The organism is Salinicola salarius (assembly GCF_003206135.1).
Lineage (GTDB): Bacteria > Pseudomonadota > Gammaproteobacteria > Pseudomonadales > Halomonadaceae > Salinicola > Salinicola salarius.
The window spans coordinates 72,781-90,406 of sequence record NZ_PZJT01000013.1; the positions used below are offsets into that span (position 1 = coordinate 72,781).

Consider the following 17,626-nt stretch of genomic DNA (forward strand, 5'->3'; position numbering starts at 1 on the left):
TTCAAAGCCTAAAAGCCACTTACAAGAGCCACGGCTCACAAACACGCCCCGGCTGTTGCCGGGGCGCCACTGCCTACTCGCGTCCTTCGCCGGACTCGGCATCATCCTCGCCAGTGTCGACGGGCGGCGTCTCTTCCGCCAGATCCGCAGCGGCCCCGCCTTCCGCCATCTCTTCCTCGCTCGGCTCGTCCACACGAACCGTCTTGACCAGACGCTCGTCGTCGCCGGTGCGAATCAGGGTGACGCCCTGGGTGTTACGCGAACTGACCGAGACTTCGGCCACGCGAGTACGCACCAGCGTGCCACGATCGGTGATCAGCATCATTTCATCGCTACTGCGAACCTGCATCGCCGCGACCAGCGAGCCATTGCGCGCGGTGGTCTGCATCGCGATCACGCCCTGGCCGCCACGCCCGCGAATCGGGAACTCCTCGAGTCGGGTGCGCTTGCCGTAGCCATTTTCCGACGCCGTCAGAATATAGATCTGCTCGTCGCCGCCGTTGCTGGCGCCATCATTCCCGGCATCGGCCTCGCTGTCGGCGTCGGCATCCGCATCGATGGTCTGACTCTGCGGAATGATCAGACTGATCACCTCGGCGCCATCCAGCAGACGCATGCCGCGCACGCCGCGGGCCGTTCGGCCCATCGCGCGGACGTTACCTTCCTCGAAGCGGATCGCCTTGCCGTTGGACGACAACAGCATGACGTGATCCGAGCCGGAAGTGATGGCGGCGCCAATCAGGCGATCGCCTTCATCGATATCGATGGCAATCAGACCCACGCTGCGCGGCCGCGAGAACTGGTCCAGCGACGTCCGCTTGACCGTGCCGCTGGCGGTGGCAAAGAAGATGTAGCTGTCCGGGTTGTATTCGCGCACCGGCAGGATCGCGCTGATCGACTCGCCGGCATCCAGCGGCAGCAGGTTGACCAGCGGCTTGCCACGCGATCCGCGGCTGGCATTGGGCATTTCGTAGGTCTTGAGCCAGTACACCTTGCCGCGACTGGAGAACAGCAGCATGGTGTCGTGCGTCGAGGCCACCACCAGATGCTCGATGACGTCTTCGTCCTTCATGCTGGTGGCCGACTTGCCGCGTCCGCCCCGCTTCTGTGCCTGATAATCGGAGATCGGCTGCGTCTTGGCATAACCGCCGCGGGACAGCGTGACCACCATGTCTTCCTCGGCGATCAGATCTTCCATGGATAGGTCGAGACGGCTGGTATGAATCTCGGTCCGGCGCGCGTCACCGTACTGGTCGCGGATCGCCTCCAGTTCCTCGCGGATCACCTCGAGCAGGCGATCCGGCGACGCCAGGATATGATTGAGTTCAGCGATGCGCTCGAGAATGCTCAGGTACTCGTCGAGCAGCTTCTCCGTTTCCAGACCGGTAAGGCGATGCAGACGCAGTTCGAGGATCGCCTGGGCCTGTGCCGGAGAGAGCCGATACATGGCACTGTCGTCACTCAGGCCATAGCCCTCTTCGAGATCTTCCGGCTTGCAGGAAGTCGCGCCGGCGCGCTCGAGCATGCCGGTGACCTGCCCCGGCTGCCAGTCGCGGGCAAGCAGTTTTTCCTTCGCTTCGGCGGCGTTCGGCGAGGCCTTGATCAGTTCGATCACCTCGTCGATATTGGAGATCGCGACGGTCAGGCCTTCGAGCAGATGCCCGCGTTCACGAGCCTTGCGGAGTTCGAACAGCGTGCGGCGAGTAACGACTTCACGCCGGTGCCGGACAAAGGCCTCGAGCAGTTGCTTGAGGTTCAGTGTCTTGGGCTGGCCGTCGTCGAGGGCGACGATATTGATCCCGAACACGTTCTCGAGCTGCGTGTGCGCGAACAGGTTGTTGACGACGACATCGCCGGATTCGCCACGCTTGACCTCGATCACCACGCGCAGCCCTTCCTTGTCGGACTCGTCGCGCAGCTCGGCGATACCCTCGATCCGCTTTTCCTTGACCAGCTCGGCGATCTTCTCGATCAGCCGCGCCTTGTTGACCTGGTAGGGAAGCTCGGTGATGACGATGTGGTCACGACCGCTCTTCTTGTCGAACTCGACGGTATGCTTGGCGCGCACGTAGATGCGCCCGCGGCCGGTACGGTAGGCTTCGAGAATGCCGGCGCGACCGTTGATGATGCCGGCAGTGGGGAAGTCGGGCCCGGGGATGTACTCCATCAGGTCATCGACCGTCAGCGTGTAATCCTCGATCAGCGCCAGGCAACCGTTGATCACCTCCACCATGTTGTGCGGCGGAATGTTGGTCGCCATGCCCACGGCGATACCGGAGGCACCGTTGATCAGCAGGTTCGGCACCTTGGTCGGCAGCACTTCGGGGATTCGCTCGGTGCCGTCGTAGTTGTCGACCCAGTCGACGGTATCCTTCTCGAGATCGGCGAGCAGTTCATGCGACAGGCGTGCCATGCGAACTTCGGTGTAACGCATTGCCGCCGCGTTATCGCCGTCGATGGACCCGAAGTTGCCCTGACCGTCGATCAATACGTGGCGCATCGAGAAGTGCTGCGCCATGCGCACGATGGTGTCGTAGACCGCGCTGTCGCCGTGGGGATGATATTTACCGATGACATCGCCGACCACGCGCGCCGACTTCTTGTATGGCTTGTTCCAGTCATTGCCAAGCTCGTGCATCGCGTAGAGCACGCGACGGTGGACCGGCTTCAAGCCATCGCGGACATCGGGTAGCGCGCGCCCGATGATGACGCTCATCGCATAGTCCAGATAGGACTGCTTGAGTTCGTCCTCGATGTTGACTGGCAGAATCTCTCTGGCGATATCACCCATGGGTCGTCAAATCCTTTGCACCGCTGCCACGCCCGGAGTCCGGCCGTGGCAGCGTTAATAAAGCCCTGGCTAGGCGGCCAAGTGGCTCAGCCACACAATCACGGGATCATACCATTTCAGGGACTTCAAAGGCAGGCGTTGACGCGCTTTGACCCGGTTTTCTACTTCGTTTCAGCCACATCGACGACCAAGGGTCCCAATCGCTCCGCCCATTCCCCTTCCATCGGGATCACCTGGCCGCTTTGCTGGTCCAGCAACACGAAGGTCAGCTTAGCCGATGCGACCAGCTCACCGCTGCCGACATGGGTAATGCGATGACCGACCACCCCGCTGCGCCCGCCAAGCCGGGTCAGGCAGGTCTCGACCTCGAGGTCGTCGTTCATGACGGCCGCGCGCCGGTAATCGATATTGAGATTGACCGCGACCAGCGCCACGCCTCTTGCCAAGCCTTCGGCAAACTCCGGGTGCGCGTCGACATAGGCCCAGCGCCCTTCTTCCAGAAACTCCAGATAGCGGGCGTGATTGACGTGACCGTAGCCATCGAGATGAAAGCCGCGAACGCGCACGGCAGTCACGGTAGTGCGTGAATCCATGGAATCTCTCCTGTTGGTGCAAAGTCTCGCCGTAGCTCGTAGCTCGTAGCTCGTAGCTCGTAGCTCGTAGCTCGTAGCTCGAAAACATACGCCCGTTTTAAACAGACGCGCAAATATCGACGCGCAACCTTGGTGGTAACACCTGGGTCGTTTCGCCATAATATGCCTCCTTTCAAACGGATCGGGCGCATGTGGTTCAAGCATTGTCATCTGTATCGCTGCCATGACACCGAGGTTCTCTCCGTCGAGGATCTGGAAACCGCGCTGGCAGAATTTGCGTTTCGCCCCGTCTCCCCGCGTGAAGCACGCCGGGTTGGCTGGAGCGCACCGGCCGGCCGCCGCAGCGAACAACGCGTACACGAAATTCAGGGGCATCGACTGCTGTCGATGCTGCGTCAGGAGCGTCTGCTGCCGGCCGCGGTCGTCAATGACGAAGTCAACGAGCGTAGCGAGGCACGCGAGCAGGCCGAAGGGCAGCCACTCTCGCGCCGGGAGCGCCAACTGCTCAAGGAGCAGGTGATGGAGGAACTGCTGCCGCAGGCCTTCACCCGGACGCAGCGCGTCGAACTGTGGTGGGACACCCGCAAGCAGCTGATCGGCATCAACGCCTCCAGCCGCAAGCGTGCCGAAGAAGTGCTCGATCTGCTGCGTCAGACGCTCGGCTCGTTGAAGGTGACACCGCTGGCGACGAAAACGCCGCCCTCTCGCGGCATGACCCAGTGGTTGAGCGACCCCGCCAGCCGCCCCGCCAGCCTGCTGCTCGGCGATCAGGTCGAGCTGCGTGCCGCCGAGGACGACGGCGTGCTGCGCGCGCGCCAGGTCGATCTCGACAGCGAAGAGATCCAGTCGCTGCTCGAAAACGGACGCCAGGCTAGCCAGCTCAGCCTGGGCAGCGAAGGTCAGCTCCGCGTGATGCTGCATGACGACCTGGCGCTCAAGTCGCTGCAGTTCGACGACGCCCTGCTGGACGAAGCCAGCCAGAGCGACGACGGCGACGACCCGATCGTCAGCCTCGAGACCGATTTCGCCCTGATGTCCCAGACCTTGGCCACCTTCGTCACCCAACTGATCGAATGGCTGGGTGGCGAAGCCGACCCGGCAGCCCCGACACCATGACGCTCCGTTTCGATACCGACAAAGGCGCAGCCCCCTCCCAGGGCACCGCGACCGGCAATTCGCATGGCAATCCGCACAGCGCCGAAGCGGCGATCGATCTCGATCGCTTTGCCGACATCCGCCCCTATCACGATGAAGAGGTAGCAGCGGTACTGGCCCGGCTGGCGCATGACAGCGAACTGCTGGATGCGATCACCCGCTACCGCCTGCCGCGGCTGTCGCGCTTCGCCCCGCCGCTGGCGCGCAAGCTGGCCAGCTTCCGGATCCAGCGCGAGGTCCGCAACGTCTCGACGGTACGCGACTTCCAGTTGCGCATTGCCGACTACATGGCGCACATGATCGGCAGCACCACCCGAGGGTTCGAAGTCGAAGGTCTGGATCGGCTGTCGCCGGATCAGGCCTATCTGTTCATCGGCAATCATCGCGATATCGCCCTCGACCCGGCCTTCGTCAACTACGCGCTCTATACGGCAGGGCATGACACCGTCCGTATCGCCATTGGCGACAACCTGCTGCAGAAGCCGTTCGTGACCGACCTGATGCGGCTCAACAAGAGCTTCATCGTGCCGCGCTCGGTCAAGGGCAAACGGGCGATGCTGGCAGCGTATCAGTCGCTCTCCGGTTATATCCGTCACTCGATCACCGACGACAATCACTCGGTCTGGCTGGCCCAGCGGGAAGGCCGGGCCAAGGATGGCGTCGACCGCACCGACAGCGCCATCGTCAAGATGCTGTCCATGGCACGGCGTCTGGAAGAGGGCGACAGCGATATCGGCGCCGCCGTGCGCGAGCTCAAGATCGTGCCGGTCTCGATCAGCTACGAGTACGACCCCTGCGCCATCAACAAGGCTCGCGAGCTGCATGCCAAGGAGACCGACGGCGCCTACAAGAAGGTGGAGTTCGAGGATATCCTCTCCATTGTCGCCGGGATTACCGGCGACAAGGGTCGCGTCAAGCTGGTATTCGGCACGCCGCTCTCGGCGGATTTCGACAACGCCGATGATGTTGCCGCAGAGATCGACCGCCAGGTGCTGGAAAACTACCCGATCTTCCCCAGCCATCGGCTCGCGCTGGCCGAAACCGGCCTGGCACCGGATCTGGTCGACCTTTCCGGCGTGACAGCGGGCGATCGCGAGCGGTTCCAGGCGCAGCTATCCCAGGTGCCGGACGAACTCCGTCACTGGTGGCTGATGCAGTACGCCAATCCCATTCTGAACCGCGCCGGCCGAGCCCACGGTCGGGAAGCCCAGTCCTGATCCCCGCATACCGTTGACCCAACCGCCATCGCTCCTTGCAATGGCGGTTTTCCTGATGCCTCGCCCCTTCTCCGCACCCGCTACCCAGCCTTCCTTTTCTATCGAATCGAATCGAATCGAATCGAATCGAACCAAATCGAACCGAACCAAACCGAGCCGAACCCGACTCGGCCAAAAATAGCTTCCCTACCCTGACTTTATCGCTGTCCGTCGATCCCGTACTGGCGTGATCGCAGCAAGTTTCTTAAAATGAGCTTAAACTTAGTCAGCTAATTAGTATCTTTATCGTTTCCAGCCATGAATTCTCCTCTCGATTCCGCCACCACTTCCCCGGCCGAGGCCAGAACGCTCGATGCCGATGCCGTTCTCTCAGCCACCCAAACGCCATATCCAGCACCGGAAACGCCAACACCGTCAGCAGACCCATTTCCAACGATCCTGACGCCACCGCTGATCACGCCAAGGACACTGCAACGTGGCGAAGGTCTGCTCAAGGCCGATGTCGTCCTCAAGACCCATGCGGGCCAGCCCGTGATCTGCAAGGACTACGGCCGCTACGCCGGCAGCTGGCTGGCAATTCCCGCACGCCTGCTGCTGCGCCACGAGGCACGCATTCTGGAACGCCTGCGCCACTGGCCTCACGCGCCCAAGGTGGTCGGTCAGGTCGGCAAGCTCGCGTTATTGCTGGAGTACGTGCCCGGCGAGATGCTGAGCGAAGCGGCAGATCCCACGAGCCCGATCTACTTCGCCCAGTTGATGACCGTGCTGACCTCCCTGCACCGCAGCTCGATCGTGCATAACGACATACGAGGTTCCAACATCATCGTGAGCCGGGGTCGCGTGGTGCTGATCGATTTTGCCTCGGCGATCTATCTGCCCGGCGGGCGACTGCTGCGCTTTCTGCTCCGCCCTCTGCGGCGCAGCGACCTCGCCGGCGGGCTCAAGCTCAAGGCCCGGCTGACCGGCGAAGCCCTCACGCCGGAGGAGGCTCGCCTGCGTCGCAAACCGGCCTGGATCAGAGGTCTCCAGCACACCTGGAAACGCCGCTTGCTACCCCGGCTCAAGCGCCATTCGCACCAGCGCCGCGATGAAGCCCGGTGAACTCACGCTGCGTTGATACTCGACGCTCTCCTGCCTACTTGCGCCAGAAGAACGGCATCAGCAGCACCAGCACGGTGAGGATTTCCAGACGCCCCATCAGCATGCCCAGGCAAAGCAACCATTTGGCGGCAGCCGGCAGGCTGGCGAAATTGCCGGCCGGGCCAATGGTATTGCCCAACCCTGGGCCGACGTTGTTGAGCGCCGTGGCCGCGCCGGTGATCGCCGTGACCATGTCCAGCCCCAGCGCCGCCAGTGCCAGGGAAAGCACCGCCACGGTGAGAAAGAAGAAGAACGAAAAGGCGATGACCGCGCGCACCACCTCGTCGTTGAGCCTTCGGCCGTTGTAGCGCTGGGCGAACACGCCGCTCGGATGGACCAGATAGCGCAGCTGATTGACCAGCAGCAGGCCGCCGATCTGGAAGCGGAAGATCTTCATGCCACCGCTGGTCGAACCGCTACAACCGCCAATGAAAGTGATGAAGAAGAATGTGGTGACCGCCAGCGGCCCCCATAGCGAATAGTCCTCGCTGGCGTAGCCGGTGGTCGTCACCACCGAAATCACATTGAAAGCGACTGCCGTCAGCGCCTCGAAGGGCGCTTCGGAAAACGCCAGGACCCGATAGGTCGTCAGCGCCACGATCACGACGACCAGCAACCCGACCAGCCCTCGCACCTGCTGGTCCTGCCACAGCGCGCCACGACTATCGCGCAGCAGCCGGATGTAGAGCACGAACGGCAAGGCTCCGGCCAGCATGAACGCACAGCCCAGCCACAGGATCAGCGGCTGGTCACGATAGATACCGAACGAGGCGTCATAGTTGGCAAAGCCGCCAGTGGAGACCGAACTCATCGCATGGACGATGGCATCCAGCGTGCCCATGCCCGCCAGCCGGTAGCTCAGGATCGCTGCCAGCGTGAAGCCGAGATAGATGAACGTCGAGGCCTTGGCGATACCCCCAGCCCGAGGCAGCACCTTGTCCGACCAGTCCGAAGACTCGGTCTGGAACAGCCGCATGCCGCCGACCTTCAGAAACGGCAGGATCGCGATCGCCATCACGATGATGCCGATACCGCCCAGCCACTGCATCAGCCCGCGCCACAACTTGAGCCCATCGGACAGATTCTCGATACCGACGAGCACGGTGGAACCCGTCGTGGTGATCGCCGAGACCGACTCGAACACCGCATCGGTGAACGACAGCTGCGGCGCACCCAGCACCAGCGGCAGGCTGGCGAAGGCGCTGATCGCCGCCCAGCTCGACGTGGTCAGGATGAACATGTGGCGCGTCTTCAACTCCACCGGCGTACGCCAGGTCCACGCCAGCAGCGATAGCGACACCACCAGCGCGAGCGCCATCGACTCGAGAAACGCCCACAGGTCCGGATCGTTCTCGAGCCCCAGCAGCACCACCGGTGGCACCATGAATAGCGACAGCACGATCAACAGCAGCGCCAGAATCTTGAAAATTGGCTTGGCGTCTTGCAAGACTTCCTCCCGGTCTTCGTCACGCGAGCTCGACTGGCGCTATCCGACCGCACTGCGGCCGAGTCCAACCCTACTGCATTCGCTATTGTCATTCGGCCGACGACATCCCCCGCCGAACGAATCGGAGCGATGATAGGCCATCCCGCCGTGCAAGACACGACTCGGCCTGCATTTCGCATCCGCCGTTCTCGCCCGGCCCATGAACCATGGTTCATCGACCGCACCGACTCTGGCCGCGCAGCGAGATGTGCTATGGTGGCGCCATCGCAACGCAGGCGCGCCGGCCCGGCGTTGAAAGCTACGACGAACATTCATCTCGACGACGAGCCGGCGCCGAGACAGGCCGAATATTACAAGCTAGTCACTGGAGGAAAGCCCCCATGAGTTCCGCCTCGGAAATGCAGAAGACTCGCGTCATTCAGGAGCTTCGCGCCTTTATCAAGAAACTGCTGCAGGAGCCCGGCATTCTCGAGAGCTCTCTGGCCATCGCCAAGCGCCACTCCGACGGCAGCAACGACGCCCAGGCCTGGGCGACCATCGCCAACGAGATTTCGGATACTACCAGCGTGCATATTCCGGAAGACCCGGCCGAGCACTCGGAGGCGGATCGGCTGTTTCTGGAGGTGTTGAGGGAGGTCGTGGGGGAAGAGAAGGCGTTGTATTGAGCTGGAAGCTTTAAGCTGGAATCTGTAAGAGGAAGAGAAAAGAAGATAGAGGGAAGAAGGAAGAGTCGAAAGGGCCGGCGAATGCCGGCCCGATATTACATTATTCGCCAGATGAGAGTGTTTCACGGCAGGAAGAGGGTAGATATTCAAAAATGGCCGTATCGTCCGCACCACACTTCCATGTCAGCTTATCACCATCACTCGTCGCTTGGAGAATCACGGCTTTACCTGCCAAAGTGGAGTTGATCGTCTCCCCGTCATCGGTATCCCCTCCACTATTCAGGAGGTAAGTCAACGTGGCCCCATCAGTGCCGATAGGGGCATATTTAACGCCAGCTATGTAATTTCCTCTTTCCTCATCCACCACACCGGATGTTGACTGTGAATCCGGGAATTCCCCTTGAGATACGAAGTACTCGGACACAGCGGTTTTATCCGGTCCCATCATTGTGATGACTTCGGACATCTTGGCCCTGGCGGTATAGTTCTGATACTGCGGAATCGCGACAGCGGCGAGGATGCCGATGATCGCGACGACGATCATGAGTTCGATCAGGGTGAAGCCGCCCTGCCGGTGTGAAACGGGTTTGCGCTGCTGTTGCATCGTGGTTCCCTGCCTTGCCGATGTTGAGACTGTTGGCGTGATGTTTTCCATCGTGCCGCCGGTCGTTTCTCTCTTTATGCTCATGCTATCGTTACGCTCACGCTGGTTTTACGTTCACGCTATCGTTACATTCGTTCTATCCTTGCATTCCTTCCGCTTGCTTCCCGAGCGCTACGTCGGGTGTTCGGACGGTGCCGAACCCTGCCGAACCGCTCGCAAGCTCGCGCCTGCAAAGATACACAAATTTACCATGGATGACATTCGACTGCTTTATCGGCAGATTGCCAAGAATACTTAAAGAAAAAAAGGCGTCAGCCGATAACGGATTCGTCGATCGAACCATTCGTGCCGGTGAACGCGGGGGCTTCACGGGGCCGCTCCCCCGCCATCCGTTCGCCAGCCAGCTAGCCGGGGCTCTCATCTCCATGTCGGACGTCACCACATCGCGTACGCAAAGCAGTCTTGCCCAGCGCTTCATCGAACACGGCCTGATCAGCGCGGAGGCGTGCGAGCAGGCGATCCGCGACGCGGCGGACAGGCAGCTGACGCTGCTGGAGCTGGTGGTCCGTGAAGGCAGGGTCGATCCCCGCGAAGCCGGCGTACTGGCAGCGCGCGAGTATGGCCTGCCGTTCATGGACCTGGAGCATGTCGACTGGGACAAGCTGCCGATCATCGAGCCGGTGGCGGACAAGGTCATCCGCCGCTTTCAGGTGCTGCCGCTGGCCCGCGACGATCGTCGTCTCACCGTGGCGATCGCCTTCCCGGCCACGCTGGCACAGCTGGACGAGCTGCAGTTCACCACCGGGCTTGCGATCGAGGGTGTCCTGGTGCCGTTCGATCAACTGGAGCGGGCGCTGGCCAAACGTTACCAGCGCCATGAAACCTCCGGCATGCTGGAAGCGCTGGGGGAAGCCAGCGAGGCGCTGACGCTGGACACCAGCGAGGCCGACCTGGCCAGCGAAGCGGCCGCGCTCGACCAGATCGGGGAAGACGACGAGCCCGTGGTGCGCTTCGTCAACAAGATCCTGCACGACGCGATCCAGCGCGGCGCCTCCGATATCCACTTCGAGCCCTACGAGTCGAGCTACCGGATTCGCTTTCGCATCGACGGGTTGCTGCTCGAGATCGCACGACCGCCGCTGAGCTTGCGCACCCGCCTCGCCGCCCGGCTCAAGGTCATGGCGCGACTGGATATTTCGGAGCGCCGCCTGCCCCAGGACGGCTCGATGAAGATTCGGCTCGATAGTGAGCGTGCCATCGATTTCCGCGTCAACACGCTGCCCACCGTGTTCGGCGAGAAAATCGTCCTGCGACTGCTGGATGCCCGAACGGCCAGCTTCGGCATCGATGCGCTGGGCTTCACCCCGGAGCAGCGTCAACTGTTCGAGGCCGCGCTGGCCGAGCCCCAGGGGATGATTCTGGCCACCGGCCCCACCGGTAGCGGCAAGACGGTAACGCTCTACACCGGCATCAATCTGCTCAATACCGAGGAGCGCAATATCTCGACCGCGGAAGATCCGGTGGAACTCAAGGTGCCCGGCGTCAACCAGGTCAACGTGCAGCCACGCATCGGCCTCGACTTCGCCAGCGCGCTGCGCGCCTTTCTGCGCCAGGATCCGGACGTGGTGATGGTCGGCGAAATCCGGGATCTGGAAACGGCCGAGATCGCGGTCAAGGCAGCCCAGACCGGCCACCTGGTGCTATCGACGCTGCATACCAACTCCGCCGCCGAAACCCTGACGCGCCTGCGCAACATGGGCGTTGCCAGCTTCAATATCGCCAGTTCGGTATCGCTGATCATTGCCCAGCGGCTGGCGCGTATGCTCTGCCCGCGCTGCAGGGCGCCGGCGGAGATTCCCGAGGACGTGATGCTACACGAAGGCGTCTCGCCGGAGAGACTGGCAAGCGCCACTCTCTACCGCGCCGTGGGCTGCGATCGGTGCACGCTGGGCTACAAGGGGCGCATCGGGATCTACGAGGTGGTGCCGGTGGACGATGCCATGAGCCGGCTGATCATGGCCGACAGTCACGCGCTGGAGCTGGCCCGCGCGGCACGCGATGCCGGCTTCCCGGGGCTGCGCCAGAGCGGTATCGACAAGGTACTTCAAGGCGTGACCAGCCTCGAGGAGATCAACCGCGTGACGATCGACTGACGGCGACCCACTCGTTTCGCCCGGACTCTGGCACAATCCGTGGTTCGCGGTTCGGGCCAATCTTCGATCTCACTCACGCTCGGCGCCTCGTCGAGTCATTGTCAGGAAAGCGATCATGGCGACCAGCCGGAAGTCAGCCAAGTCACTGAAGTCATCCAAGCCGCCTCGGCGGGTAGTCATGCACCGCTGGCAGTGGCGCGGCAAGAACCTGCGTGGCGAAGTCGTCTCCGGGGAGCTCGTCGCCAGCGAGATCGACGAGGTGCGCAAGGAGCTGACCCGCCAGAAGATCATCGTCAAGCGCATCACGCGCAAGACCGGCATCTTCGGCCTGGGCCGGGTCAAGTCGCGGGATATCACCCTGTTCTCGCGTCAGCTGGCCACCATGCTCCGGGCCGGCGTTCCGCTGCTGCAGGGCTGCAAGGTCGTCGCCGAGACGCTCAAGAACCCTGCCATGCGCAACCTGGTCGAGACACTGGCCAATGACATCAGCGCTGGCTCCAGCTTCTCGGAAGCGCTGGCCAGGCACCCAGCGCGGTTCGATCGCATGTTCGTCAACATGGTCGCCGCCGGCGAACAGGCCGGTGCGCTGGACAAGATGCTCGAGCGCGTCGCCAGCTACCGCGAGAAGGTCGACACCCTGAAGGGGCGCGTCAAGAAAGCGCTCTACTATCCCACGGCGGTGGTTCTGGTCGGGATCGGCGTCACCGCCCTGCTGCTGGTCAAGGTCGTACCCCAGTTCGAGAGCCTGTTTCAGGGATTCGGCGCGGAATTGCCGGTCTTCACCCAGTTCACCGTGAATCTGTCCCAGTTGACCCAAGCCTACTGGTGGCAGGCCGTGCTGGCGCTCGTGGTGATGATCCTCGGCCTGCGCCAGGCCATGAAGCGCTCGCCGGCATTTGCCTATCGTGCCCATCATCTGGCGCTCAAGCTGCCGGTGATCGGCAATATCATCGACAAGGGCTCGATCGCCCGCTTCTCGCGCACGCTCGCGACCACGTTCAACGCTGGCATTCCGCTGGTCGAGGCGCTCGATACCGCCGCCGGCGCCACCGGCAACCAGGTTCATCAGCGCGCCATCGCCGAGATTCGCGAAGACGTCGCCACGGGGCAGCAGCTCAACTTCGCCATGCGTCGCACCAAGGTCTTCCCGATAATGGCCGTGCAGATGGTCAGCATCGGTGAGGAAGCCGGCGAACTGGACACGATGCTGGACAAGGTGGCCGAGTTCTACGAGGAAGAAGTCGATAATCAGGTCGACACGCTGACCTCTCTGCTGGAGCCGTTCATTCTGGTGGTGCTCGGCACCATGGTCGGTGGATTGGTGGTGTCGATGTATCTACCAATCTTCCAGATGGGTTCCGCTATATAGGTATGAACGGGCTGCGCTCGGCCAGGCGTTGTTAAAAGCGCGCTCGCGATCCTCATTGATACCCGGTCAACTCCGGTCGCTCGCGCGCTTTCGCCTAGCCTGACCTTCGCTCGCCACGTTCCTAAGCGTTTGCCTAACTTATCGAACGAAATGTGACGCCCAAGGGCGGCCCTGTATGTTTGGGTGCGTTACCCTTGGCGCTATCCGTCTATCTAGTTTTCGTGGAGCTTCCGTTGTCCGATCTTCCCCCTTTGTTTATCTGGCCATTGGTGTTTTTGTTCGGCGCTGCCCTGGGCAGTTTCTTGAACGTCGTTATCGTGCGGCTGCCGGTAATGCTGATGCAGCGCTGGCGGGTCGAGGCGCTGGAAGCGCTGGAGCAGCCGGTGGAAGCCGGCCCTGCCTACAATCTGGCGACGCCACGTTCGCACTGCCCCGGCTGCGGGCACTTCATCGCCTGGCATGACAATCTGCCGCTGGTCGGCTGGCTCAAGCGTCGCGGCCGCTGTGCCGCATGCGGTACGGCGATCAGTGTCCAGTATCCGCTGATCGAGCTGGTTTCGGCATTGCTGACGGTGGCGATCATGGCGCTGCATGGCGTGAGCTGGCAAAGCCTGTGGCTGGTCGGCGCCTGCCTCTGCCTGCTGGCGCTGGCGGTGATCGACTGGCGAACCCAGCTGCTGCCGGATGCGCTGACCCTGCCGCTACTCTGGGCCGGCCTGCTCTATCAGTGGCTGTTCGCGCCATTGATGCTGGAAAGCGCCGTGCTGGGCGCCGTCGCCGGGTATCTGTCACTGTGGTCGGTCTACTGGCTCTTCAAGCTGGCGACCGGCAAGGAAGGCATGGGTTACGGGGATTTCAAGCTGATGGCGGCGCTCGGCGCCTGGCTCGGCTGGCAGAGCCTGCCGCTGCTGCTGTTGCTCTCGGCGGGCGTGGGCGCCGTGGCCGGCCTGATACTGATCGCCCTGCGCCAGCAGGATCGCAACCAGGCAATGCCCTTCGGCCCCTATATCGCCCTGGCCGGATGGATCGCCCTGCTGATCGGCGCCCCGCTGTTGGCCGGCTATCAGGCGCTGTTACTGGGAGGCTGGGGATGAACAAGAGCGGCACACGCACCGAGAACAGAAACGAAAGCGAGCGCGGCACCCTGGTCGTGGGCGTCACCGGCGGGATCGGCTCCGGCAAGAGCGCAGTGGCGGATGCCTTCGGTGCCCTGGGCATCGGCTGGGTCGATGCCGATCACGTGGCGCGGGAAGTCGTGATGCCCGGCGAGCCGGCGCTGGCGGCCATTGTCGGGCGCTACGGCCCGGCGATACTCGACGGCAACGGGGCACTCGACCGACGCGCGCTCCGGGCGCGGATCTTCGACGATGAAACCGAACGCCGGTGGCTGGAACGAGAAACGCACCCGCGTATTCGCCAACGGCTGCTGATGCACCTGGAGCGACTGCGCAACGCAGGCGCCCCCTACTGTCTGCTGGTCTCACCGCTGTTGATCGAGTCGGGGCAGCTCGAGCTGGTCGATCGCGTTCTGGTGGTCGATGTGCCGCCGGAGACCCAGATTCAGCGCACCCTCGCGCGGGACGGGGTCGATCGGCGTCAGGTGGAGTCGATACTGGCGGCCCAGCTTCCCCGGGAACGTCGCCTTGCAGCCGCCGACGACGTCATCGACAATAGTCGCGACCGACAACACCTACTCGACCAGGTTGCCCGGCTGGACGCCCGGTATCGCCAACGGGTCTTCTGACCCTCGCGCCTGATGCAACGATCACCGACACGATACCCCCTCGCCATGACTCGACGTAACGACCCGAACCGTTCTCCGGACGCCGGTGCCGACAGCGGTGCCAGCCAGGATGCGAACAAACCCGGCTTGACCGTGCCCTGCCCTCAGTGCCGAAAATCCGTCGCCTGGACACCCGAGAACCCCTACCGCCCCTTCTGCTCGAAGCGCTGCAAGCTGCTGGACCTGGGTGCCTGGGCCGACGGCTCCCACCGTATTGCCGGCGAGCCCCACATGGACGAAACCGAACTCGATGAACTGATCGACCGGCTCGAGCGCGGCGAATAGCGCCTGCGAGCCGCGAAAGTCAGCATGTGCTTGTAGCGAAGAAAAGGGCCAGCGACGTCAGTCGCTGGCCCTTTCCGTAGCTCGTAGCCACTGTCCACAGCGCCCCGAAGCCGGCGCTAGTCGCAGCTCGTAGCTCGTAGCTCAGGAGTCGTCGCGCCAGAAATCCCGGATCGAGGCGATGCCCTGCGCGCCGACACCACGCGCCTGATTGGCGTGATGACGGGTCATGCCACCCAGCGCGAAGACCGGCATCGCGGCCGTTTCCACCATCTGCTGGAAATCGTGCCAGCCAATGGTCACCGCGTCCGGATGCGACGGGGTCGGCGCCAGCGGCGACAGCGTGACGAAATCACAATCGATCTGGCCGGCCTGAGCAAGCTGCTCATCACCGTGAGTCGACGCTCCCAGCCACTTGTCGGCGGGAATCGGCCGGTGCTTGAGCGCCATGAGCCGTGCGCTGGTCAGATGGATGCCGTCGGCATCGACGCGCTGCAGCCACTCGGGGTCCGCATTGAGCAGCAGCTTGGCGCCATAGCGTCGGCACAGCGCCAGGGTCTTCTCCGCCCGCGCCTGGTAGGCGGCGTCATCCAGCTCCTTGGCACGCAACTGTACCAGGCGGACGCCGTCCTCCTTCAACGCCCGCTCGAGCCGCGCCAGGAAAACATCGTCGTCCGCGGCCTCGGCAGTGATCAGATACTCTTGGGGCAGCGCTACCGCACGCAGAATCGGCATATTGGCTGCCGGGAACGGGTAATTGGGCAGATCGTCGACCTCGACCCAACGTACCGGCTGGCCTTCCCGACCGTACGGATCGCCGTCGTATTCCCGCACCTGCCAGACGTCCAGCAGAATGTGCTTGTCGGCATATTCGTGATGAACGCGGATCAGCGGCTGAGCGCGCACGATCTGGATACCGAGCTCCTCGTTCAGCTCCCGCTTGAGCGCCTCGAGCCCGGTTTCGTAGGGCGCCAGCTTGCCCCCCGGGAATTCCCACAGACCGCCCTGGTCGACAGTCGCCGGGCGTCTGGCGATCAGCACTCGGCCGTCGCCGCGAATGACGGCGGCTGCCGCTACGTGGACCCGTCTTTTGATCATCTTGCTAAGTCTCTCGTACCACTGCAGTGTTTACCCTTGACGCGCGAGGTCGAGATAGCACGCGACGTCTGGATAGCGTTCAACATGTGAATGTCGCTCAACTACGGTAATCCGCGTTGATCGATACATAATCGTGGGACAGATCCGATGTCCAGACCGTGGCGTTGGCGTCGCCACGACCAAGCTGAATGCGGATGACGATCTCTTCCTGCGCCATCACCCGGGCGCCAGCCTCTTCCGTGTAGCTCTCGGCGCGCCCGCCGTGCTCGACCAGGCGCACGTCGCCGAGATCGATGACGATGCGCTCGACATCGAGCTCGTCGACCGGTGCGCGACCCACGGCGGCCAGAATGCGGCCCCAGTTGGCATCGCTGGCGTAGAGCGCCGTCTTGACCAGCGGCGAATGGGCCACCGTGAACGCCACCGCCCGCGCTTCGTCGACACTCATCGCCTGTTCGACCTGCAGCGTGACGAACTTGGTCGCGCCCTCGCCATCGCGAATGATCGCCTGGGCCAGGTCGGTCAGCACCGTCGTCAGCGCCGCGCGAAACCGCTGCTCGTCCTCGGCCGACTCGGCCTTCGGCCCGCGTCCGGTGGCGATCAGGGTGCAGGCGTCGTTGGTGGATGTGTCGGAATCGACGGTGATGGCATTGAACGATACCTTCACGGCGTCGCGCAGCCACAGCTGAAGCCGGGTGGCGTCGATCGCCGCATCACAGGCGACGAAGCCGAGCATGGTCGCCATGTTGGGCTGGATCATGCCCGAGCCCTTGCTGATGCCGTTGATGGTGACGGTTCCGCCGCTCAGTTCGACCTGCGTCGAGGCGCCCTTGATTCGGGTATCGGTGGTCAGGATGCCCTCGGCGGCGAGCGCCCAGTCGGCTTCGCTCAGCGACTCCAGCGCTGCCGGCAGGCCGGCGGCAATGCGCTCTACCGGCAATGGCTCGCCGATCACGCCGGTCGAGAACGGCAGCACCTGATGCGCATCGACGCCGGCGAGATCCGCCAGCGAGTTGCAGCAGCTCTCGGCATCCTGACGGCCACGAGCGCCGGTACCGGCATTGGCGTTACCGGTATTGATCAACAGATACCGGGGCACCGTGTGCTGCAGATGATCCCGAGCGACATGCACCGGGGCGGCGCAGAAGGCGTTGCGGGTGAACGTCGCCGCGACCGTGGCGCCTTCCGGCACTTCGATCACCACCAGATCACGCCGATCGGGCTTCTTGATCCCAGCCATCGCCGTGCCGAGACGCACGCCGTCAATGGCCGGCATCTCCGGAAATACTGACTTACCTACCGCCATCTCGATTCTCCTTGGCGGACTCG

General features: G+C 63.0%; 15 protein-coding genes. 9 read left to right on the top strand and 6 right to left on the bottom strand.

What is annotated here, in order from left to right; all coding sequences use genetic code 11:
- Window positions 1–73: 73 nt before the first annotated feature.
- Together gyrA and DOM32_RS12995 are read right to left on the bottom strand one after the other, a co-directional pair.
- A complete protein-coding gene (gene gyrA / locus DOM32_RS12990) occupies window positions 74–2,791 on the bottom strand; it encodes a DNA gyrase subunit A (protein WP_110635147.1) in 2,718 nt (905 codons plus the stop codon).
- Window positions 2,792–2,952: 161 nt separating this feature from the next.
- Window positions 2,953–3,384: an acyl-CoA thioesterase gene (locus DOM32_RS12995; protein WP_087717894.1), complete on the bottom strand. Its 432-nt coding sequence runs from the start codon at window positions 3,382–3,384 to the stop codon at window positions 2,953–2,955.
- 189 nt (window positions 3,385–3,573) lie between these two features.
- Between DOM32_RS12995 and DOM32_RS13000 the strand changes: the two genes are divergently transcribed.
- From DOM32_RS13000 to DOM32_RS13010, 3 genes are all read left to right on the top strand, one after another.
- On the top strand, window positions 3,574–4,500 hold the full coding sequence (locus DOM32_RS13000; protein WP_110635150.1) for a recombination-associated protein RdgC: 927 nt from the start codon (window positions 3,574–3,576) through the stop codon (window positions 4,498–4,500).
- On the top strand, window positions 4,497–5,756 hold the full coding sequence (locus DOM32_RS13005) for a 1-acyl-sn-glycerol-3-phosphate acyltransferase (protein ID WP_083387471.1): 1,260 nt from the start codon (window positions 4,497–4,499) through the stop codon (window positions 5,754–5,756). The genes DOM32_RS13000 and DOM32_RS13005 overlap by 4 nt, the downstream gene beginning before the upstream one ends.
- A gap of 297 nt (window positions 5,757–6,053) precedes the next feature.
- Window positions 6,054–6,857, top strand: coding sequence for an RIO1 family regulatory kinase/ATPase domain-containing protein (locus tag DOM32_RS13010; RefSeq protein ID WP_110635153.1), 804 nt, complete (start codon window positions 6,054–6,056; stop codon window positions 6,855–6,857).
- A gap of 34 nt (window positions 6,858–6,891) precedes the next feature.
- Here DOM32_RS13010 and DOM32_RS13015 read toward each other — a convergent pair whose 3' ends face one another.
- Window positions 6,892–8,343, bottom strand: a complete 1,452-nt coding sequence (locus DOM32_RS13015) for a TrkH family potassium uptake protein (RefSeq protein WP_244179917.1) — start codon at window positions 8,341–8,343, stop codon at window positions 6,892–6,894.
- A 380-nt stretch (window positions 8,344–8,723) separates the two neighbouring features.
- Here DOM32_RS13015 and DOM32_RS13020 point away from each other — a divergent pair, with 380 nt between their 5' ends.
- A complete protein-coding gene (locus tag DOM32_RS13020; protein WP_071232855.1) occupies window positions 8,724–9,008 on the top strand; it encodes a hypothetical protein in 285 nt (94 codons plus the stop codon).
- Between the two features lie 100 nt (window positions 9,009–9,108).
- On the opposite strand, the gene DOM32_RS13025 is transcribed toward DOM32_RS13020, so the two are convergent.
- On the bottom strand, window positions 9,109–9,612 hold the full coding sequence (locus DOM32_RS13025; RefSeq protein WP_110635156.1) for a pilin: 504 nt from the start codon (window positions 9,610–9,612) through the stop codon (window positions 9,109–9,111).
- 425 nt (window positions 9,613–10,037) lie between these two features.
- On the opposite strand from DOM32_RS13025, the gene pilB reads away from it, so the two are divergent.
- The 5 genes from pilB to yacG all read left to right on the top strand — a co-directional run bounded on the left by pilB (window position 10,038) and on the right by yacG (window position 15,202).
- Window positions 10,038–11,765, top strand: coding sequence for a type IV-A pilus assembly ATPase PilB (gene pilB, locus DOM32_RS13030; RefSeq protein ID WP_110635159.1), 1,728 nt, complete (start codon window positions 10,038–10,040; stop codon window positions 11,763–11,765).
- Between the two features lie 115 nt (window positions 11,766–11,880).
- On the top strand, window positions 11,881–13,134 hold the full coding sequence (locus DOM32_RS13035; protein WP_110635162.1) for a type II secretion system F family protein: 1,254 nt from the start codon (window positions 11,881–11,883) through the stop codon (window positions 13,132–13,134).
- A gap of 251 nt (window positions 13,135–13,385) precedes the next feature.
- Complete coding sequence (locus tag DOM32_RS13040; protein ID WP_110635261.1) at window positions 13,386–14,228, top strand: prepilin peptidase; 843 nt, start codon at window positions 13,386–13,388, stop codon at window positions 14,226–14,228.
- Complete coding sequence (gene coaE / locus DOM32_RS13045) at window positions 14,225–14,878, top strand: dephospho-CoA kinase (protein WP_244179919.1); 654 nt, start codon at window positions 14,225–14,227, stop codon at window positions 14,876–14,878. The genes DOM32_RS13040 and coaE overlap by 4 nt, the downstream gene beginning before the upstream one ends.
- Before the next feature lie 45 nt (window positions 14,879–14,923).
- On the top strand, window positions 14,924–15,202 hold the full coding sequence (gene yacG / locus DOM32_RS13050; protein ID WP_110635165.1) for a DNA gyrase inhibitor YacG: 279 nt from the start codon (window positions 14,924–14,926) through the stop codon (window positions 15,200–15,202).
- Window positions 15,203–15,343: 141 nt separating this feature from the next.
- Here yacG and DOM32_RS13055 read toward each other — a convergent pair whose 3' ends face one another.
- A complete protein-coding gene (locus DOM32_RS13055) occupies window positions 15,344–16,297 on the bottom strand; it encodes a Nudix family hydrolase (protein ID WP_071232858.1) in 954 nt (317 codons plus the stop codon).
- Between the two features lie 97 nt (window positions 16,298–16,394).
- Window positions 16,395–17,603: a bifunctional glutamate N-acetyltransferase/amino-acid acetyltransferase ArgJ gene (gene argJ, locus DOM32_RS13060; RefSeq protein WP_110635168.1), complete on the bottom strand. Its 1,209-nt coding sequence runs from the start codon at window positions 17,601–17,603 to the stop codon at window positions 16,395–16,397.
- Window positions 17,604–17,626: the final 23 nt, after the last annotated feature.